General features: G+C 54.6%; 15 protein-coding genes, 2 tRNA genes and 1 pseudogene. 15 read left to right on the plus strand and 3 right to left on the minus strand.

Annotation, left to right across the window (positions count from 1 at the left end):
- Nucleotides 1-2 precede the first annotated feature (2 nt).
- Nucleotides 3-2,039, minus strand: coding sequence for an excinuclease ABC subunit UvrB (gene uvrB / locus CAP31_RS08515; RefSeq protein WP_087447147.1), 2,037 nt, complete (start codon nt 2,037-2,039; stop codon nt 3-5).
- A gap of 82 nt (nt 2,040-2,121) precedes the next feature.
- Between uvrB and CAP31_RS08520 the strand changes: the two genes are divergently transcribed.
- Entirely contained in the window at nt 2,122-3,315 is a 1,194-nt protein-coding gene (locus CAP31_RS08520) for a pyridoxal phosphate-dependent aminotransferase (protein ID WP_087448326.1), read from the plus strand.
- Nucleotides 3,316-3,609: 294 nt separating this feature from the next.
- Here the strand turns inward: CAP31_RS08520 and CAP31_RS08525 are convergent, their stop codons facing one another.
- Nucleotides 3,610-3,843 (minus strand): hypothetical protein, encoded by a 234-nt coding sequence (locus CAP31_RS08525; RefSeq protein ID WP_087447148.1) that lies wholly within the window; start codon nt 3,841-3,843, stop codon nt 3,610-3,612.
- Between the two features lie 185 nt (nt 3,844-4,028).
- Between CAP31_RS08525 and CAP31_RS08530 the strand changes: the two genes are divergently transcribed.
- The 4 genes from CAP31_RS08530 (at nt 4,029) to CAP31_RS08545 (ending at nt 7,666) form a co-directional block, all read left to right on the plus strand.
- Nucleotides 4,029-4,628 carry a hypothetical protein gene (locus CAP31_RS08530; RefSeq protein WP_087447149.1) on the plus strand — a complete coding sequence of 200 codons (600 nt, stop codon included), beginning with the start codon at nt 4,029-4,031 and terminating at the stop codon, nt 4,626-4,628.
- Nucleotides 4,621-5,814 (plus strand): class I SAM-dependent methyltransferase, encoded by a 1,194-nt coding sequence (locus CAP31_RS08535; protein WP_087447150.1) that lies wholly within the window; start codon nt 4,621-4,623, stop codon nt 5,812-5,814. Before CAP31_RS08530 ends, CAP31_RS08535 begins: the two co-directional genes overlap by 8 nt.
- 323 nt (nt 5,815-6,137) lie before the next feature.
- Nucleotides 6,138-6,779: a c-type cytochrome gene (locus CAP31_RS08540; RefSeq protein WP_087447151.1), complete on the plus strand. Its 642-nt coding sequence runs from the start codon at nt 6,138-6,140 to the stop codon at nt 6,777-6,779.
- Nucleotides 6,776-7,666 carry a c-type cytochrome gene (locus CAP31_RS08545; protein WP_087447152.1) on the plus strand — a complete coding sequence of 297 codons (891 nt, stop codon included), beginning with the start codon at nt 6,776-6,778 and terminating at the stop codon, nt 7,664-7,666. Before CAP31_RS08540 ends, CAP31_RS08545 begins: the two co-directional genes overlap by 4 nt.
- A gap of 335 nt (nt 7,667-8,001) precedes the next feature.
- Here CAP31_RS08545 and CAP31_RS08550 read toward each other — a convergent pair.
- Nucleotides 8,002-8,086 (minus strand) — tRNA-Leu (locus CAP31_RS08550).
- Nucleotides 8,087-8,125: 39 nt separating this feature from the next.
- On the opposite strand from CAP31_RS08550, the gene rnr reads away from it, so the two are divergent.
- From rnr to CAP31_RS08600, 10 genes and pseudogenes are all read left to right on the plus strand, one after another.
- Nucleotides 8,126-10,468 (plus strand): ribonuclease R, encoded by a 2,343-nt coding sequence (gene rnr / locus CAP31_RS08555; RefSeq protein ID WP_087447153.1) that lies wholly within the window; start codon nt 8,126-8,128, stop codon nt 10,466-10,468.
- 14 nt (nt 10,469-10,482) lie between these two features.
- Nucleotides 10,483-11,214 carry a 23S rRNA (guanosine(2251)-2'-O)-methyltransferase RlmB gene (gene rlmB, locus CAP31_RS08560; RefSeq protein WP_087447154.1) on the plus strand — a complete coding sequence of 244 codons (732 nt, stop codon included), beginning with the start codon at nt 10,483-10,485 and terminating at the stop codon, nt 11,212-11,214.
- Nucleotide 11,215: 1 nt separating this feature from the next.
- The gene (locus CAP31_RS08565; protein WP_087447155.1) at nt 11,216-11,767 is read left to right on the plus strand and encodes a hypoxanthine-guanine phosphoribosyltransferase; all 552 of its coding nucleotides are present in this window, start codon (nt 11,216-11,218) and stop codon (nt 11,765-11,767) included.
- Nucleotides 11,768-11,852: 85 nt separating this feature from the next.
- Nucleotides 11,853-12,692, plus strand: a complete 840-nt coding sequence (locus CAP31_RS08570; RefSeq protein WP_087447156.1) for a Tim44 domain-containing protein — start codon at nt 11,853-11,855, stop codon at nt 12,690-12,692.
- Nucleotides 12,693-12,787: 95 nt separating this feature from the next.
- Nucleotides 12,788-13,539, plus strand: a pseudogene (locus tag CAP31_RS08575) (S-methyl-5'-thioinosine phosphorylase).
- Between the two features lie 59 nt (nt 13,540-13,598).
- A tRNA-Val gene (locus CAP31_RS08580) sits at nt 13,599-13,673 on the plus strand.
- Between the two features lie 109 nt (nt 13,674-13,782).
- Nucleotides 13,783-14,805, plus strand: coding sequence for a site-specific integrase (locus CAP31_RS08585; RefSeq protein WP_087447157.1), 1,023 nt, complete (start codon nt 13,783-13,785; stop codon nt 14,803-14,805).
- Nucleotides 14,806-14,842: 37 nt separating this feature from the next.
- Nucleotides 14,843-15,190 carry a type II toxin-antitoxin system RelE/ParE family toxin gene (locus tag CAP31_RS08590; protein ID WP_087447158.1) on the plus strand — a complete coding sequence of 116 codons (348 nt, stop codon included), beginning with the start codon at nt 14,843-14,845 and terminating at the stop codon, nt 15,188-15,190.
- Nucleotides 15,191-15,193: 3 nt separating this feature from the next.
- Nucleotides 15,194-15,520 carry a DNA-binding protein gene (locus tag CAP31_RS08595; RefSeq protein WP_087447159.1) on the plus strand — a complete coding sequence of 109 codons (327 nt, stop codon included), beginning with the start codon at nt 15,194-15,196 and terminating at the stop codon, nt 15,518-15,520.
- 21 nt (nt 15,521-15,541) lie between these two features.
- Nucleotides 15,542-16,486: a DUF6685 family protein gene (locus CAP31_RS08600; protein ID WP_189836603.1), complete on the plus strand. Its 945-nt coding sequence runs from the start codon at nt 15,542-15,544 to the stop codon at nt 16,484-16,486.
- Nucleotides 16,487-16,559: the final 73 nt, after the last annotated feature.

A 16,559-nucleotide genomic window follows, 5' to 3' on the forward strand; every position in this document is an offset into this window, starting at 1 on the left:
GCTTAGTCGCCTTCATGCGTCCCGTCTGCGCCAAACAACACGGCTTTCAGATGCTTCAGCTCATCGCGCAATTCGGCTGCGCGCTCGAACTCCAGATTTTTGGCGGCAGTGAGCATGTCTTTTTCCACCTGCTTCAATTCGCGGGTCAGCGTCTTCTCATCCTTGGCATGATAGCTCGCCAGCTTTCGCGCCGCCTTATGGTTGGCTTGTGCGCTTTCCATATCATATGCGCCCTCGATGATATCCTTGATGCCTTTCACCACCCCGCGCGGCGTGATGCCATGCTCAAGGTTATATGCCACTTGCTTATGGCGGCGGCGTTCGGTCTCATCCATCGCCCGCCGCATCGAGTTGGTAATGCGGTCAGCGTACAGGATCGCACGGCCATGCAAGTTGCGCGCCGCCCGGCCGATGGTCTGGATCAGCGAGCGTTCCGAACGCAGGAAACCCTCCTTGTCCGCATCCAGGATCGCGACCAGCGACACTTCAGGGATATCCAGCCCCTCGCGCAGCAGATTGATGCCAACCAGCACGTCAAACACGCCCAGCCGCAGATCGCGGATGATCTCGACGCGCTCCACCGTATCCACATCGGAATGCAGATAGCGTACCTTCACCCCATGTTCCGACAAGTAATCGGTGAGGTCTTCCGACATGCGCTTGGTCAGCGTGGTCACCAGCACGCGCTCGTTAACCGCGACGCGTTTGGTGATTTCGGAGAGCACGTCATCCACCTGAGTCGCTACCGGCCGCACTTCGATCTCGGGATCGACCAGACCGGTCGGGCGCACTACCTGCTCCACCACCTGTCCCTGATGCTGCTGTTCATACTCGGCCGGCGTCGCCGATACGAACACCGTCTGGCGCATGATGCGCTCGAACTCATCGAAACGCAGCGGGCGGTTATCCATCGCCGACGGCAGGCGAAAGCCGTAATTGACCAGATTTTCCTTGCGTGCACGGTCACCCTTGTACATGCCGCCGATCTGCGGGATGGTGACGTGCGATTCGTCGATGATCATCAGCGCCTGCGGTGGCAGATAATCGATCAGCGTCGGCGGCGGCTCGCCCGGTTTGCGCCCGGACAGATGCCGCGAGTAATTTTCAATACCTTTGCAGAACCCCAGCTCGTTCATCATCTCCAGATCGAATCGCGTGCGCTGCTCCAGCCGTTGCGCTTCGACCAGCTTGTTCTCGCGGTAATATTCTTCCAGTTGTTCACGCAATTCGAGCTTGATCGCCTCGATCGCCCGCAAGGTGGTGCTGCGCGGGGTGACATAATGGCTGGACGGGTACACGGTGAACCGTGGCAGTTTCTGCAACAAATGGCCGGTAAGCGGATCGAACAGGCGGATGCTTTCCACCTCGTCGTCAAACAGCGAAATGCGCACCGCATGTTCGGCACTCTCCGCCGGAAAAATATCCAGTACGTCGCCGCGCACGCGAAACACGCCGCGTTTGAATTCGTATTCGTTCCTGTCGTATTGCATCGCAATCAACCGCTGGATCGCATCGCGCTGCGACAGTTTCTCGCCCTGGCGCAGATGCAAAATCATCTGATGATAATCGCCCGGATCGCCGATACCGTAAATCGCGGAAACCGTCGCCACGATGATGCTGTCCTTGCGCTCCAGCAGCGCCTTGGTTGCCGACAGGCGCATCTGCTCGATATGCTCGTTGATGCTGGAATCCTTCTCGATGAACAGGTCACGCGCTGGCACATATGCCTCGGGCTGATAGTAATCGTAGTAGGAAACGAAATACTCGACCGAATTCTCCGGAAAAAACTCGCGCATTTCCGCATACAGCTGCGCTGCCAGAGTCTTGTTCGGCGCCATGATCATCGCCGGCCGCCCCAATTGCGCGATGACATGCGCCATCGTGTAGGTCTTGCCGGAGCCGGTCACGCCGAGCAAAGTCTGAAACGCCAGTCCGTCGTTGATCCCCTCTACCAGCTTCTCTATGGCCTGCGGCTGATCGCCTGCCGGTAAAAAAGGTTGATGCAATCGAAAAGGACTATTGGGAAAAGTGACAATCACGAGTAAAATCCGTCTGTTTTTAACCTGTCAATCTTATCATGTCGGCGAATTCGCTCTGACATACTACTCAAGGATGTTTAAGTTGGAACTCTCAAATCGCGTTCAGGCCATCAAACCCTCACCTACCCTTGCTGTTACCGCACGCGCAGCAAAGCTCAAAGCTGAAGGCAAAGACATCATCGGCCTGGGTGCAGGCGAACCCGATTTCGACACCCCGGAGCATATTAAAGTTGCGGCGATCAATGCAATCAACAGCGGTTTCACCAAATACACCGCCGTGGGCGGTACGCCGTCGTTAAAACAGGCCGTCATCGCCAAATTCAGGCGCGATAACGGCCTGGACTATACCGCCAAACAAATTCTGGTGTCCTGCGGTGGCAAGCAAAGTTTCTTCAATCTGGTGCAGGCGCTGATTAATCCGGGTGATGAAGTGATAATCCCGGCACCATACTGGGTATCCTATCCCGACATCGTCATTCTTGCCGGCGGTACGCCGGTAATTATTGAAGCCGGCATCGCGCAAGGCTTCAAAATCACCCCGGCACAGTTGCAGGCCGCGATCACACCTCGCACTCGCCTGGTAGTGCTGAACAGCCCGAGCAATCCTAGCGGCGCCGTGTACAGCCTGGAAGAGCTGACGGCATTAGGTGCCGTGCTGCGCAATCATCCCGGCATCATCATTGCCACCGATGACATGTACGAACACATCCGCCTGCAGGATGGCCCGTTCAGCAATATACTCAACGCCTGCCCCGACCTCTATGACCGCACCATGGTGCTCAACGGCGTATCCAAAGCCTATGCGATGACCGGCTGGCGTATCGGCTATTGCGCAGGTCCGGAAAAACTCATTACCGCGATGGAAAATGTGCAATCGCAGTCGACTTCCAACCCTACCTCGATTTCGCAAGTGGCCGCCGAAGCAGCACTCAACGGCGATCAGAATTGCATCGTACCGATGATCGCCGCGTTCCGTGAGCGTCATGAATTCGTCGTCGCCAATCTGAACAAGATACCGGGCGTTAATTGCCTGCATGCCGGCGGCGCATTCTATGCCTTCCCGGATGTCAGCAATGCGATCCGGCGCCTGCATCAGGCAGGCAAAATCGCCGCGACCACCGACATCGCATTGAGCGAGTTTCTGCTGGAAAAAGCGGGCGTCGCAGTCGTGCCGGGTTCTGCATTCGGGAGCGAAGGTTATATTCGCCTGTCGTTCGCCACCTCGATGGACAATCTCAAAGCGGCATTGTCACGTCTACAGACCTGGATGGCCTAAAGCCACCTGTCAATACACGGGTGTCAGCCGCGGCCTTTACACCGGCACGCCGTTGACGACCCTGCTGCCTGACTATGATTACAGTCGGCAGAATCCAGGTGTAGCAGTCAATAATTTACTTCATGCTTGTCCGGAATCGAAGGACACAACAAGAAAGCGTATGCATGCGGTATTGAAGCATGAACTGCGGATGGGAAACTTGCGGGAAAGAATTGAAGCAATCTGACTAGCTCAATTACAGAATACTGCTCGCAACACTCGCTCTCACATGAGCATAGTGCAGGTACTGACCAATCAAAGCCCCAATGCAGTCGCACGCAAGCCCTGGTTCGTAACGTTTTCCAGAATAACCTTTGAGTTAGCACATTCGGGATTATAAGCGACCAGCATCAGATGCGGCGTTTTGTCATTCGCGCCGGCACTCACAACACAGGCATTTTCCCGAATCGAACTTTCCAGCCGATCCAGCTGTTCCCGAGTCAAGGACTCGTCAACATGTATAATGAAGTCAGAAATGGAAATATTCATGATAATCTCCTTTCGCAATCAGTTAATGTTCCGTGTGGTTCACGTATTTCAACTCCTCATTTATTTATAGCACAAAACTGGATTTCGTCGAGCTGTATTCGTCCCATGTCTCGGGCAGATATAGCTAAATAGCTACCGCATGCATCAGTCCGGTCCCCATTGTTTACCTGCATCGGAACAGTCCCATGAATGAAAAAATCAATAACTTGCTGACCCAAATGCATGCTCTGGATGAAGAACTACGCACCGCCCTGCATGAGCAGGAAACACGCGTTCTTTACGAAATCAGGGGCAAACACATCGAATTTGAACAGACTATCAAACAGGCGCATCGCAAACTCAAGCTGGGATTCTTTCGCTGGCTGGTGACCAATCGTCCGCAAAATCTGATTACCGGGCCTATCATTTACAGCATGGCCATCCCGCTGCTCATGATGGATTTGTTGATAAGTTTTTACCAGGCAACCTGTTTCCCGATTTACAAGATCGCCAGGGTGCATCGTGCCGATTTCATCCTATTCGACCGCAGCCAATTGCACTACCTTAATTTCATCGAAAAATTTCACTGTTTTTACTGTGAATACGCCAATGGTCTGATTGCCTATATTCAGGAAATCATCGCCAGAACCGAACAATATTTCTGCCCGATCAAACATGCGCGCAAAATACTCGGCTCTCACAAACGCTATGCCTATTTCCTGGATTACGGCGAAGCCGAGAGCTATGAAACAAAACTTGAGGCGTTCCGCACATCCCTTGCCAAAACGGATAAGACCGATGACTGAAGTCGCCTTCCTGAGCTGGACAGAGGCAGATGCCGTACACACGGCCATCTGGCGTTCGGAAAATAAAATGCCGGCACCCAAACGGGTAGTGATCGCTGACGACACCATGCCAGCCGATACTGCTTACCGGCTCGCCTGCGAGGGCACTACGTTGTTGTGGCGCGGCGATTTCCAGAATGCGCGTCAATTGCTGCAAGCATTGGCACGACGTATCGACCGACCGCCGCGTAAACCCAAAAAACCGGATAGTCAGGCAGTCTCCCCCACAGAGGCTTTCAATCTGCATCGTCGAGCACAATCGCTGCGCGCCCGCGTGCTGGCGATGCTGCTGATCCCGCTGGATGCCGATTACGTCATCCCGCTACGGCGCGCTCCGGACGTACGCGAAGCCTGCATTGAAGCCTACGGCACAGCGACTGCCGCTTCCGTTGTCTCGTTACGCGAACTGCAAGGTCTGATCGGCGCACACGAATGGCGCAAAAAGGGCGTGGCCGTCCCCGCGCTGGGCGATCGCATCCATCCATATTACGGGGTATTCTCGCCGGTACGTGGCGAGTATGCGGATCTGGTCGCAAAAACCCCGCTGCCTTCGACCGTGCTGGCATTCGACATCGGCACCGGCACCGGCGTGCTGGCAGCAATCCTCGCTCGTCGCGGAGTTGAACATGTTGTCGCCACCGATCAGGATCCGCGAGCTTTGGCCTGCGCCCGCGACAACATCGATCGGCTCGGCTTAAACAAGCGGGTAGAAGTCATCCAGGCAGACATGTTCCCGGCAGGACGCGCACCGTTGATAATCTGCAATCCGCCGTGGATACCGGCACGCCCCAATGCCGCGATTGAATACGCCATCTACGATCCGGATAGCCGCATGCTGCGCGGATTTCTCAACGGCTTGGCAGCACATCTTGAGCCAGAGGGGGAAGGCTGGCTGATACTTTCCGATTTTGCCGAACATCTCGGATTGCGCTCACGCAATGAACTGCTCGCGCTGATCGCCGATGCAGGACTGCAAGTATTGGAGCGTCTGGACATAAAGCCGCATCACCCCAAAAGCAACGATGCTGCCGACCCGCTGCACAGCGCGCGCGCAGTCGAGATTACCTCGTTATGGCGTCTCACCGCACGCCAGGACTTGAGCATATCCGATACAACCCGGAGCAAACAGTCCAAAACTACCAGATAATTTATCGATACAAATCGCTATAATTGTTAAGTATTTGTTACCGTGGTTAGTCGCGGTTATATTCGCAAGTTGCAATGCATTGTCATTTTGAATTTAACCGGCCCGCTCGTTATATTAGAATAATCTAATATAACGATAAATTTATATATCATATAGATGTCAGATATCCAAGCTTCACAATACCCATCCAAGCCTGACACATCATCAGGCAATTAACATTTTTATCTGCATGGCGATTAAATAATCTGATTATTTGTTAAGCAATAGCTATACACTCTGACTAATTCATCTTTACCATTACCTCAGTGCTGAAGGAGCATATTTTGAAGCATATCTTACTAGCCGCCATGACCTGCATCCCGCTCATGGCTCAAGCAGACGATGCTGCCCGGACCATTACCACCCAAGGCAATAAGCAAGGCGCCACGGCATGCATGGCATGTCACGGTGCTGACGGCGGCGGCACAGCGGCAGCCGGATTTCCTCGCCTGGCCGGTCTCAACGCAGCTTATATCGCTCGCCAATTGCACGATTTCCGCTCTGGCAAACGCAATAATCCGTTAATGCAACCTATCGCCAAAGCGTTGTCAGATACCGAGATCCAGCAAGTCGCAGCCTACTATGCCGCAATGCCTGCTCCCGCCGCTGCTCCGGCCGGGGGCGATCCTGCCTTGCTGCGCAAGGGCGAAGCACTTGCCACTACCGGCGACTGGAATCATGAAATCCCGGCATGTTTCCAATGCCACGGCCCCGCTGGCAAAGGCATAGAACCTGACTTCCCCGCTATCACCGGTCAATCTGCAGTGTACATTTCCAACCAGATCGCAGCCTGGAAATCCGGCGCCCGCGCCAATGACCCTGTCGGTTTGATGAAATCTGTGGCCACCAAGTTATCGGCAGATCAGGTAAAGGCCGTTTCGACCTATCTTGCCAATCACCCCTTAACCAATGGAAATCAACAATGAAGAACACAATCGCAACTGCCATGGCTTTGGCATTGTTCGCCATGTCCGGCATGACCGCTGCCGCCAGCAAAACCACAACGCCTGAACCAGTCAAAGCGCCGGTCTTCACCCCGCCGAGTGAAGACAGCATCCCCAACGATGAGTTTGGTCAGATCGTGCGTCAAGGCAAAAACATTTTCGACGACACTCAGCATTACGCGAAACAATATGTAGGCAATAGCCTGAACTGCGTAAACTGCCACCTCGCTTCCGGTCGCAAGCCCGACTCTGCGCCGTTATGGGGAGCCTATGTGCGTTACCCGGCTTATCGCGCCAAGAACAAAAAGGTGAATACGTTTGAGCAAAGAATCCAGGGTTGCTTCAAATTCAGCATGAACGGTAAAGCGCCTTCGGCCGACAGCCCGGAAATGATCGCATTGGTAACCTATTCGTACTGGATGGCAAACGGCGCACCGGTTGGCGCGAAACTTGATGGCGCAGGTTATAAGGCATTGCCGAAACCGGCCATCGCTCCCGATTTTAATCGGGGCAAAGCCATTTACGCTGCCAGCTGCCAGATTTGCCATGGCGCAGATGGAGAAGGCAAGAAAGTTGACGGTAAAACCATATTCCCGCCATTATGGGGATCCGAATCCTTTAACTGGGGCGCAGGCATGCATCAGATAAACAATGCCGCAGCCTTTATCAAGGCCAACATGCCGCTGTCCAAAGGCAATACGCTTACTGATCAGGAGGCATGGGATGTCGCCACATTCGTCATGTCACACGAGCGCCCGCAAGATCCGCGTTTCAAGGGCAGCCTTGAAGAAACCAAGAAGGAATTCCACAACGAAAATTGCAAATATGGCGAAACCGTCAATGGTAAAGTTCTTGGCGGCGCCCATTAAATAACAGTACCGCAGCAAAATGCGCCCTGCGCGATCGGCATTGCAGACCGGTTGCACAGGGCGCGTTTCATTTCAGCGCCGGCAACCACTGCCGCGCAGCGGCTCACTCAGCTTCCCAATACTTAGCGCAAAGATAAACTACTAGGTATAATGGCTCGGTCCATATACTATATTAACCAGTATTTACGAGCATCCATTTGAAATACCCAACTACCTCTTGCCCACAGCCGATCAATATCGGTCTGTACGATTAAAAACCACATGAACAACAAGACGAAAAAAAATCCATTAACGCATTCATCGTTAATGGATTTCTTTAAGAACAAACTAAAACTTGGTGCCCAGAAGAGGACTCGAACCTCCACACCTTGCGGCACACGGACCTGAACCGTGCGCGTCTACCAATTCCGCCATCTGGGCTAAGTGACGCGCATTATAAATGAACAAGGATACTTGTCAATGAAAACTATTACACCTACAAAAAAACCACGTAAAAGCAAAGCCCTTCGCTGGAGCGATCCGCACCTGGAACGGGAGCGCGAACGTTATGAGAACCCGCTGCCCAGCCGCGAATTCATCATGGATGTATTGCGCCAGCATGGCGCGCCATTACTCGGCGAAGAATTAGGCAGCTTGCTGGGCATCACTGCCGAAGAAGCCGATCTGTTCGCGCGCCGCTTGCGCGCCATGGAACGCGACGGCGAGCTGATCCAGAACCGGCGCGGCGATCTGTGCGTCGTAGAGAAACTCGACCTGATCAAAGGCCGCGTTGAAGGCCACCCGGACGGGTTCGGTTTCCTCAAGCCGGAAGACGGCAGCGATGATTTGTTCCTGTCGCCACGCGAATTGCAAAAAGCATTGCATGGCGACCGCGTCATGGCACGCGAAGTCGGCGTCGACCGGCGCGGCCGGCGCGAAGCCAAAATCGTCGAGGTACTGGAACGCGCCAATACGCGTATCGTCGGCCGGCTGATTATCGAACACGGCATCATGCTGGTCACACCCGAGAACAAACGCATCACCCAGGACATCCTGATTCCGGCAGGCAGCGAGGGCAACGCCAAAGCCGGTGAAGTCGTCAATGTGGAGCTGGTCGAACAACCCGCCAAATACAATAAACCGGTTGGCCGCATCGTTGAGGTACTCGGCAGCTACGCCGACCCGGGCATGGAAATCGAGATCGCGCTGCGCAAACACTCATTGCCGTATATCTTCCCCGATACCGTGGAAACCCTGGCAAAGAAACTGCCGAAAAAGGTGTTGAAAAAGGACCATGAAGGACGTGAAGATATTCGCCATCTGCCATTGGTCACCATCGACGGCGAAACCGCACGCGACTTCGACGATGCCGTTTACTGCGAGCCGCAAGGCAAGGATTTCCGCCTCATAGTCGCGATTGCCGACGTTTCCCATTATGTCCAGCCCGGCGATGCCCTCGACCTGGAAGCTTACAATCGCGGCAATTCGGTATATTTCCCGCGCCGCGTGATACCGATGCTGCCGGAAGCCTTATCCAATGGCTTGTGCTCGCTCAATCCGCAGGTCGAACGCCTGTGCATGGTATGCGACATGCAAATCGGTGTCATGGGCGCAGTGAAAAGTTACCGGTTTTACCGCGCAGTGATGTATTCACACGCCCGTCTTACCTACAACCAGGTCTGGGAATGGCTGCAAAAACCTGCCAACGCCGGTGAGCACAGCCATTTACTGCCCGAACTAAACCAGCTCTATACCCTGTACAAGGTTCTGCTCAAGGCCCGTGAACGCCGCGGCGCGATCGACTTCGAAACCATAGAAACGCAGATGGTGTTCAATAACGACAAAAAAATAGAGCGTATCGTCCCGGTCACCCGCAATGACGCACACCGCATCATCGAAGAATGCATGCTATCGGCCAACGTCTGCGCATCGGATTTCCTGAAAAAACAGAAACATCCGACCCTGTACCGCATCCATGAAGGCCCTACTCCGGAGAAACTCACAGCGCTACGTGAATTTCTGTCGGAATTCGGCCTGGGCCTGACCGGTGGCGATGACCCGCAAGCCAAGGACTACGCCAAGCTGTTGCAACAGATCAAAAACAGACCTGACGCCCAGTTACTGCAGACAGTGATGCTGCGTTCATTGCAACAAGCCGTTTACAGCCCGGATAATGTCGGCCACTTCGGCCTGGCGTATGAGCACTACACCCACTTCACCTCGCCGATTCGCCGCTATCCCGATTTATTGGTACACCGCTCCATCAAAGCCGCGCTCAACGGCGAAAAATACGTACCCGGCAACTGGGTGGAGCTGGGCGGCCACAGTTCGATGACCGAACGCCGCGCCGATGACGCCACACGCGATGTCGAAGCGTGGCTAAAATGCTATTACATGCAGGACCGCGTCGGCGAAGAATTCGTCGGCACCATTGCCAGCGTCACCGGATTCGGCCTGTTCGTCGCGCTGGATGATATTTACGTGGAAGGTCTGGTGCATATTTCCGAGCTCGGTAGCGATTATTTCCATTTCGACAAAACCCGTCACCAGATTCTCGGCGAACGCACCGGGGTGCGCTATCGCCTCGGTGACCGCGTCCATGTCAAGATCGTACGCGTCAGTCTGGACACCACGCGGATCGATTTCAGCCTGACTACCGTCGACAACAGCGCACGCAAAACAGCAGTCAAATCGGCGCAGAAACCAGCGGCAAAAGCAGGCGCCAAATCAGCGAAAAAATCCACGCAAGGCAAACGTGCTGCCGTACAATCCACGCCTTCCGCCGATGCGCCCGCAAAAAAATCGCGCCGGCGCCGCAAATAACACAGGAATAACACATGGCCGCAATTTTAATTTACGGGTTCCACGCTGTGACCTCACGGTTACGCGTCAATCCGGGCAGCATTGAAGAGATTTTCGTCGACGCCGCACGCCAGGATCCACGAGCACGGGATCTGATCGAGTCAGCAAAGCAGCTCGGACTGCGCATCATGCAAGTGGACAGCAAACGTCTTGACGGCATCGCCGGCGGTCCGCGCCACCAAGGCATCGCTGCACGCGTCACCATGGTGCAGCAACCGCGCCATGTCGATGAAGTACTGGAAGGCCTGCAAGGCCCGTTGTTGCTGCTGATACTCGATGGCGTGCAGGATCCGCACAACTTGGGCGCCTGCCTGCGCGTTGCCGACGCCATGGGTGCCAATGCCGTGATCGCCCCCAAGGATCGCGCAGTCGGGCTCACCCCTACTGTTGCCAAAGTCGCCTGCGGCGCGGCCGACACCGTGCCCTATCTGACCGTTACCAACCTCGCTCGCGCCATGCGCGACATCAAGGAATACGGCGTATTCATCATCGGCACCGATGGCACGGCCGAAACCGAGATCGCTCAGGCCGATGTCAGCGGTTCGGTCGCCTGGGTACTGGGTGCGGAAGGCACAGGCTTGCGCCGCCTTACCCGCGAACACTGCGACGCCATGGTCAAAATCCCCATGTACGGTACGGTGGAAAGCCTGAACGTTTCGGTTTCGGCCGGAATCTGCCTGTATGAAACCCGGCGCCAACGGAGCTAGCATGCTAAACCCCCATGACGCATGGCAAGTCCTGCAAAACGCAGAGCTCATTTTCTCGGCGGACGATGTGAATGATGCGATTACCCGGCTCGCAATCGACATCACCGCCGATTGCACCGACAAAAATCCGCTGGTCATTACCGTGATGAACGGCGGCATGATGTTTGCCGGACAGCTATTACCATTGCTGCGCTTCCCGCTGGACTGCGACTACATTCACGCCAGCCGCTATGGCGATGCGATGCAAGGCACCGAACTGAAATGGATCGCCATGCCGCGCGAATCGGTACAGGGCCGCCATGTTCTACTGCTCGACGACATCCTCGACGAAGGCCATACCCTCGCCGCCATCAAGGAGAAGCTGCTTGCCCTCGGTGCAGCGCAAGTTAGCTGTGCGGTACTGACCAATAAAAACATCGGCAAATCCAAACCCATCCAGGCCGACTACATCGGGCTTACCCTGCCCAATCGCTATGTATTCGGCTGTGGCATGGATATATCAGGTGCATGGCGCAACTTACCCGCCATCTATGCCTTGAAAGTAAAAGAATGAACCCCATCTGGGTCTAAGGTATGTCACAATCAGCTGCTATTGTATAAACATCATTACATCAACGTTTTTGAACTGGAGCGCCACAATGCGAAAAATTCTCGCCATCGCACTTACCCTATTTATCAGTCTGAGCCTGATTACCGGCACTGCCGAAGCCAAACGCTTCGGCGGCGGAAAAAGCTTTGGCAAACAAAGCCAGAGTTACACCCAGCAAGCTGCGCCCCGCGCTCCGGCTACCGCACCAGCGCCAACAGCCCCCGCTCCCACCGGCAATAAATGGCTAGGTCCGTTGGCCGGTCTGGCAGCAGGCGGCCTGCTGGCTTCCATGTTCATGGGACATGGCTTTGAAGGCATCAAGGGCATGGACATCCTGCTCATGCTGGCATTGGCAGCAGGCATATTTTTCCTGTTCCGCTCGTTACGCCGCATCGGCAACGGCGCGCAACCTCAAGCCGCCGCTTACAGCGCTTACGGGCAGACTGCTGCTGTCCCAGCCATGGACACTGACAGCCTTGCGGGCGGCAGTACGATGACGAGCATGCCCGGCAGCCGTCCTGATTGGTTTGATGAGGCCGCATTCGTACGCGATGCCAAGACCCATTTCATCCGCCTGCAAGCTGCCTATGACACAGCCGACCTGAATGACATCCGCGAATACACTACACCCGAAGTATTCGCCGAAGTCAGCATGCAAATACAGGAACGCGGCGATACGACGCAAAAAACCGATGTCACCCTGCTCAATGCCGACATGCTCGATATCGTCACTGCAAGTGACTACATCACCGTCAGCGTGCGTTTCCACGGCTTGATACGCGAAGAAGCCAATGCACCGGCAGAACCGTTCAATGAGATCTGGCATATCCAGAAACCGGCAAACGATCGCAGCGCACCATGGCATATTGCAGGCATACAGCAAGCATAAGCCCATAGCCGGAAATGCCCATTGAGCCATTATCGTACGCCGGTAATGGCTCAATGGCATTCAGGCTCATCATTACGAACATCAAGGAATAAACCATGCTGGCTATCATCGGCGGAACCGGACTCACCCAACTCGCAAACCTTGCCATCACTCATCGCCAAGTCGCGCGTACTCCTTACGGCGAAGCTTCCGGCGCTCTTACTTTCGGCGACATCAACGGACATGAAGTGATTTTTCTTGCGCGCCACGGTTACGGCCATACCATCCCGCCGCACAAGGTCAACTACTGCGCGAACATCTGGGCACTCAAGGACCAGAACGTCACCCATATCGTTTCCGTGGCCAGCGTAGGCGGCATCCATCCGGACCTGATTCCCGGTGCATTGGTCATCCCCGACCAGATTATCGACTATACCTACGGCCGCAAAACCACATTTTTCGACGGCAACAACGAACATCCCGTCACCCATATCGACTTCACAGAACCCTATTGCGAAGACATGCGCCAGCGCATCATGACCGCTGCGAACAGTGTAAAGGAAAGCTACATTGACAACGGCGTATATGCCTGCGTTCAGGGCCGCGTCTGGAAACCGCCGCCGAGATCAATCGCCTGGAGCGCGACGGCGCCACCATGGTCGGCATGACCGGCATGCCCGAAGCCAGCCTCGCTCGCGAACTCGACCTCAAATACGCCGCCATCGGCGTCGTCGCCAATCACGCCGCCGGGCGCGGCACCAGCAAAATCGCCATCAGCGGCAGCGAAGTCCAAGCCACACTCAATGCCACCATGGGCCGTGTGCGTAACGTACTGGAACACCTCGTCGCCTTACATCACGAGAGTTGAACGACCCATTAGCATTTGACGAAGCCCGGCGAATATGATTAAATGCGCCCCTCATTAAAGGGCGGTTAGCTCAGCGGTAGAGCACTGCCTTCACACGGCAGGGGTCACTGGTTCGAACCCAGTATCGCCCACCAATTTAAGATATTGATCGATAAGGGTTTTTAAGCACCGTCGATTTCTGTCCTCCCGAATCAAAGCTGTCTTGCCACAAAATTGCCACAATGATGTGGAAATGAGGCTGCGATGGCAACGATCAGACAAAGAAAAGCAACCAAGAAATACGAAGTGCAAATTCGTCGGGATGACTGGCCGAAAATCACTCGTACATTCTCTAAAGCGGCCGATGCGCGAGCATGGGCCGCCATCATCGAGTCCGAGATTGAACGCGGTGTTTTTATTGATCGCACCGAAGCCGAGAAAAATACACTCGGCGATCTCCTGAGGCGCTACCTGACCGAAGTATCCTGCCATAAGAAGGGTCGCGACTCCGAGCGTTACCGGCTTATCTCGCTCCAGCAGGACCCCATTGCCAAAATCAAGGCCGCCGGCTTATCCGGCAAACTAATGGCCGAATGGCGCGATCGACGACTTAAAGAGGTTTCCGGATCCACCACCAATCGCGATTTGAACCTGATCTCCCATGTCATCAATGTTGCCAGGAAGGAATGGGGTATCTATATCGAGAATCCCGTCGCCATGATCCGCCGCCCACCCGAAAACCGAGCGCGTAACCGACGGCTTGCGGTCGACGAGGAAAAAAAGCTACTGGCCGAACTGGAAGAAACAACCCGATCGGAACGCGGTACCTTCAACGAAGGCGGATCGCGTAATCCCTGGATGCGCCCGTTGGTAATCCTGGCGCTTGAAACCGCCATGCGCCGAGGTGAGCTACTGTCGTTACAGTGGAAAGATGTTTTTCTTGCTGATCGCTTTGTTAGGCTGCACGACACCAAGAATGGAGAATCCCGTGATGTGCCGCTTTCCATACGCGCCTATGAGGTTTTAACGCGTCTGCCAAGGCATATTTCAGGCAGAGTGTTCCCCACTACAGCAGACGCCGTTAAAAAGGCTTTTACACGCGCTGTAGCGCGCGCAGACCTCGGAAATTTCCACTTCCATGATCTCAGGCACGAAGCAACCAGCAGAATTGCCGAAAAGCTGGATAACGTCCTTGAGCTTTCGGCCGTGACTGGCCACAAGACACTGACGATGCTAAAGCGGTATTATCATCCACGCGCCAAGGATCTGGCTAAAAAATTAGGATAGTTCTTGCCTGAAAGTAACATATGAGTTACTATAAATCATGGCCATCAAGGTTGAAGAATATATAACCAAGGAACGAAAGAACCACTACAACGAGTGGTTCAGTGGCTTGCCGGTTGAGTACGCCGTCAAAGTTGCCGCAGCCCGTGTGCGCATGATGGCGGGCAGCTTGGGGAACGTGAAACCCCTCGATGGAACGCTCAAGGAATATCGAATTGACTGGGGGCCGGGGATTCGAATTTACCTCATCCAGGACGGCGATAAATTAATCGTGCTTCTTGGTGGCGGCACAAAGAACGGCCAAGCTGCAGACATCAAGCAAGCAAAAAAATTGCGGGATGACTACGATGCCCGCAAGGCTATGTTAAAGAAAGGTCAGAAAGGATAGGTTATGGGACAGCTAACTGTGGATTCCAGCGATACGGTACAAGCCCGGATCAAGGCAGATCCGGCGTTTGCCGAGGCATTGCTGAGAGAGGCAACCGATATGTTTCTCAATGGTGAGGCGGAAGCTGCTCGCTTACTGCTGCGCGACGTAGTTAACGCGACCGTGGGATTTGAGCAAATTGCTACGGCGACTAATCGCCCAAGCAAGAGCGTTCATCGAATGCTTTCTGCTCGAGGAAACCCAACCATGGAGAACTTGACAGCAGTTTTTTCAGCGATCCGAAAAGTTCTCAATATCTCTTTCGAGACGCATACCGTTCACCACGCTTGAGGGCGGAATATCTGAAAAAAGATGCATCCATTACTCAACACCATCTATAACAGCATCCGAAAGGACTCGGGCTTCCCTGTCAGTCTGATGCGACTACTGGAGCAGCACCCCGATATCCGGGTCGAACTGAGTGACCCTGCGCCTTGCATTGCAGCCGCCAGTGTCGTGCCGTGGCACGAATTAGGCACCCCCCCGGTATTGGACTGGCCTCGCCGCAATCGCGGCGACCTGACGGGATGGAAGGCAACAGGCGACCACTATGAGAGCTTCCAGCTACATCGGCCGGAGTACGACCAGATCGGCCAGCGGGAGATTATGGACAACTGGGTATGCGACATCACCGATGTGCATGGATTTTCTACATCGAAGTCAGAGCTTCGCGATTTCACCAGCACGGATAAAATGGTCGAAACAAACTCCCGCGACATGATCGACGAGATCAGTCACGCTAAGTTGACTAAGAATCTTGCGCACAGCGAAATTCGCATCATCCACACGAACAACACCACCGATCACTTCACCCGGTATTTGTGGGATGGGCGCCTATTTCTGATGAACAACGGCGGCTCTCACCACTTTGCTGCCGCCAAGTACATCGCGGCTCGATTGCCCGAGAACGTGACGCTCCGTGGCAAACTATACACCTACTCGCTCAACGCCATCGCCATCGCCTCTTTGCGGCGCGACTATGAGATGTTCGTCATCTCGGACAAGACCGACATCTCCTGCGCTTTCGACGATGCCATGCGTGCATTCAAGGCTACATGGCTTTGGCACCACATCCCACGGCCTTACGAAAACGCCAAAGCCATCCTGCTACCGAAAAGCGAGGCCCGATCAATGCGCGTAGCTGCCGCATTACGGCAGGCGGGCGTGGTCGATCTCGGCATATTTCTGGACGATCTCGCTGCCAGCCAGTCCAAGATTAGCACCCTATCCAATTATATATTCCGCCCTACCGGGTAACTAACGCCCAATCGATGCCAGAACCGGCATAAGATAAAGAGCCTGAATTTGACACACAGCCACCCTCTTAGCC

Origin of the sequence: Sulfuriferula sp. AH1 (assembly GCF_002162035.1) — a bacterium.
Classification (GTDB): Bacteria; Pseudomonadota; Gammaproteobacteria; order Burkholderiales; family Sulfuriferulaceae; genus Sulfuriferula.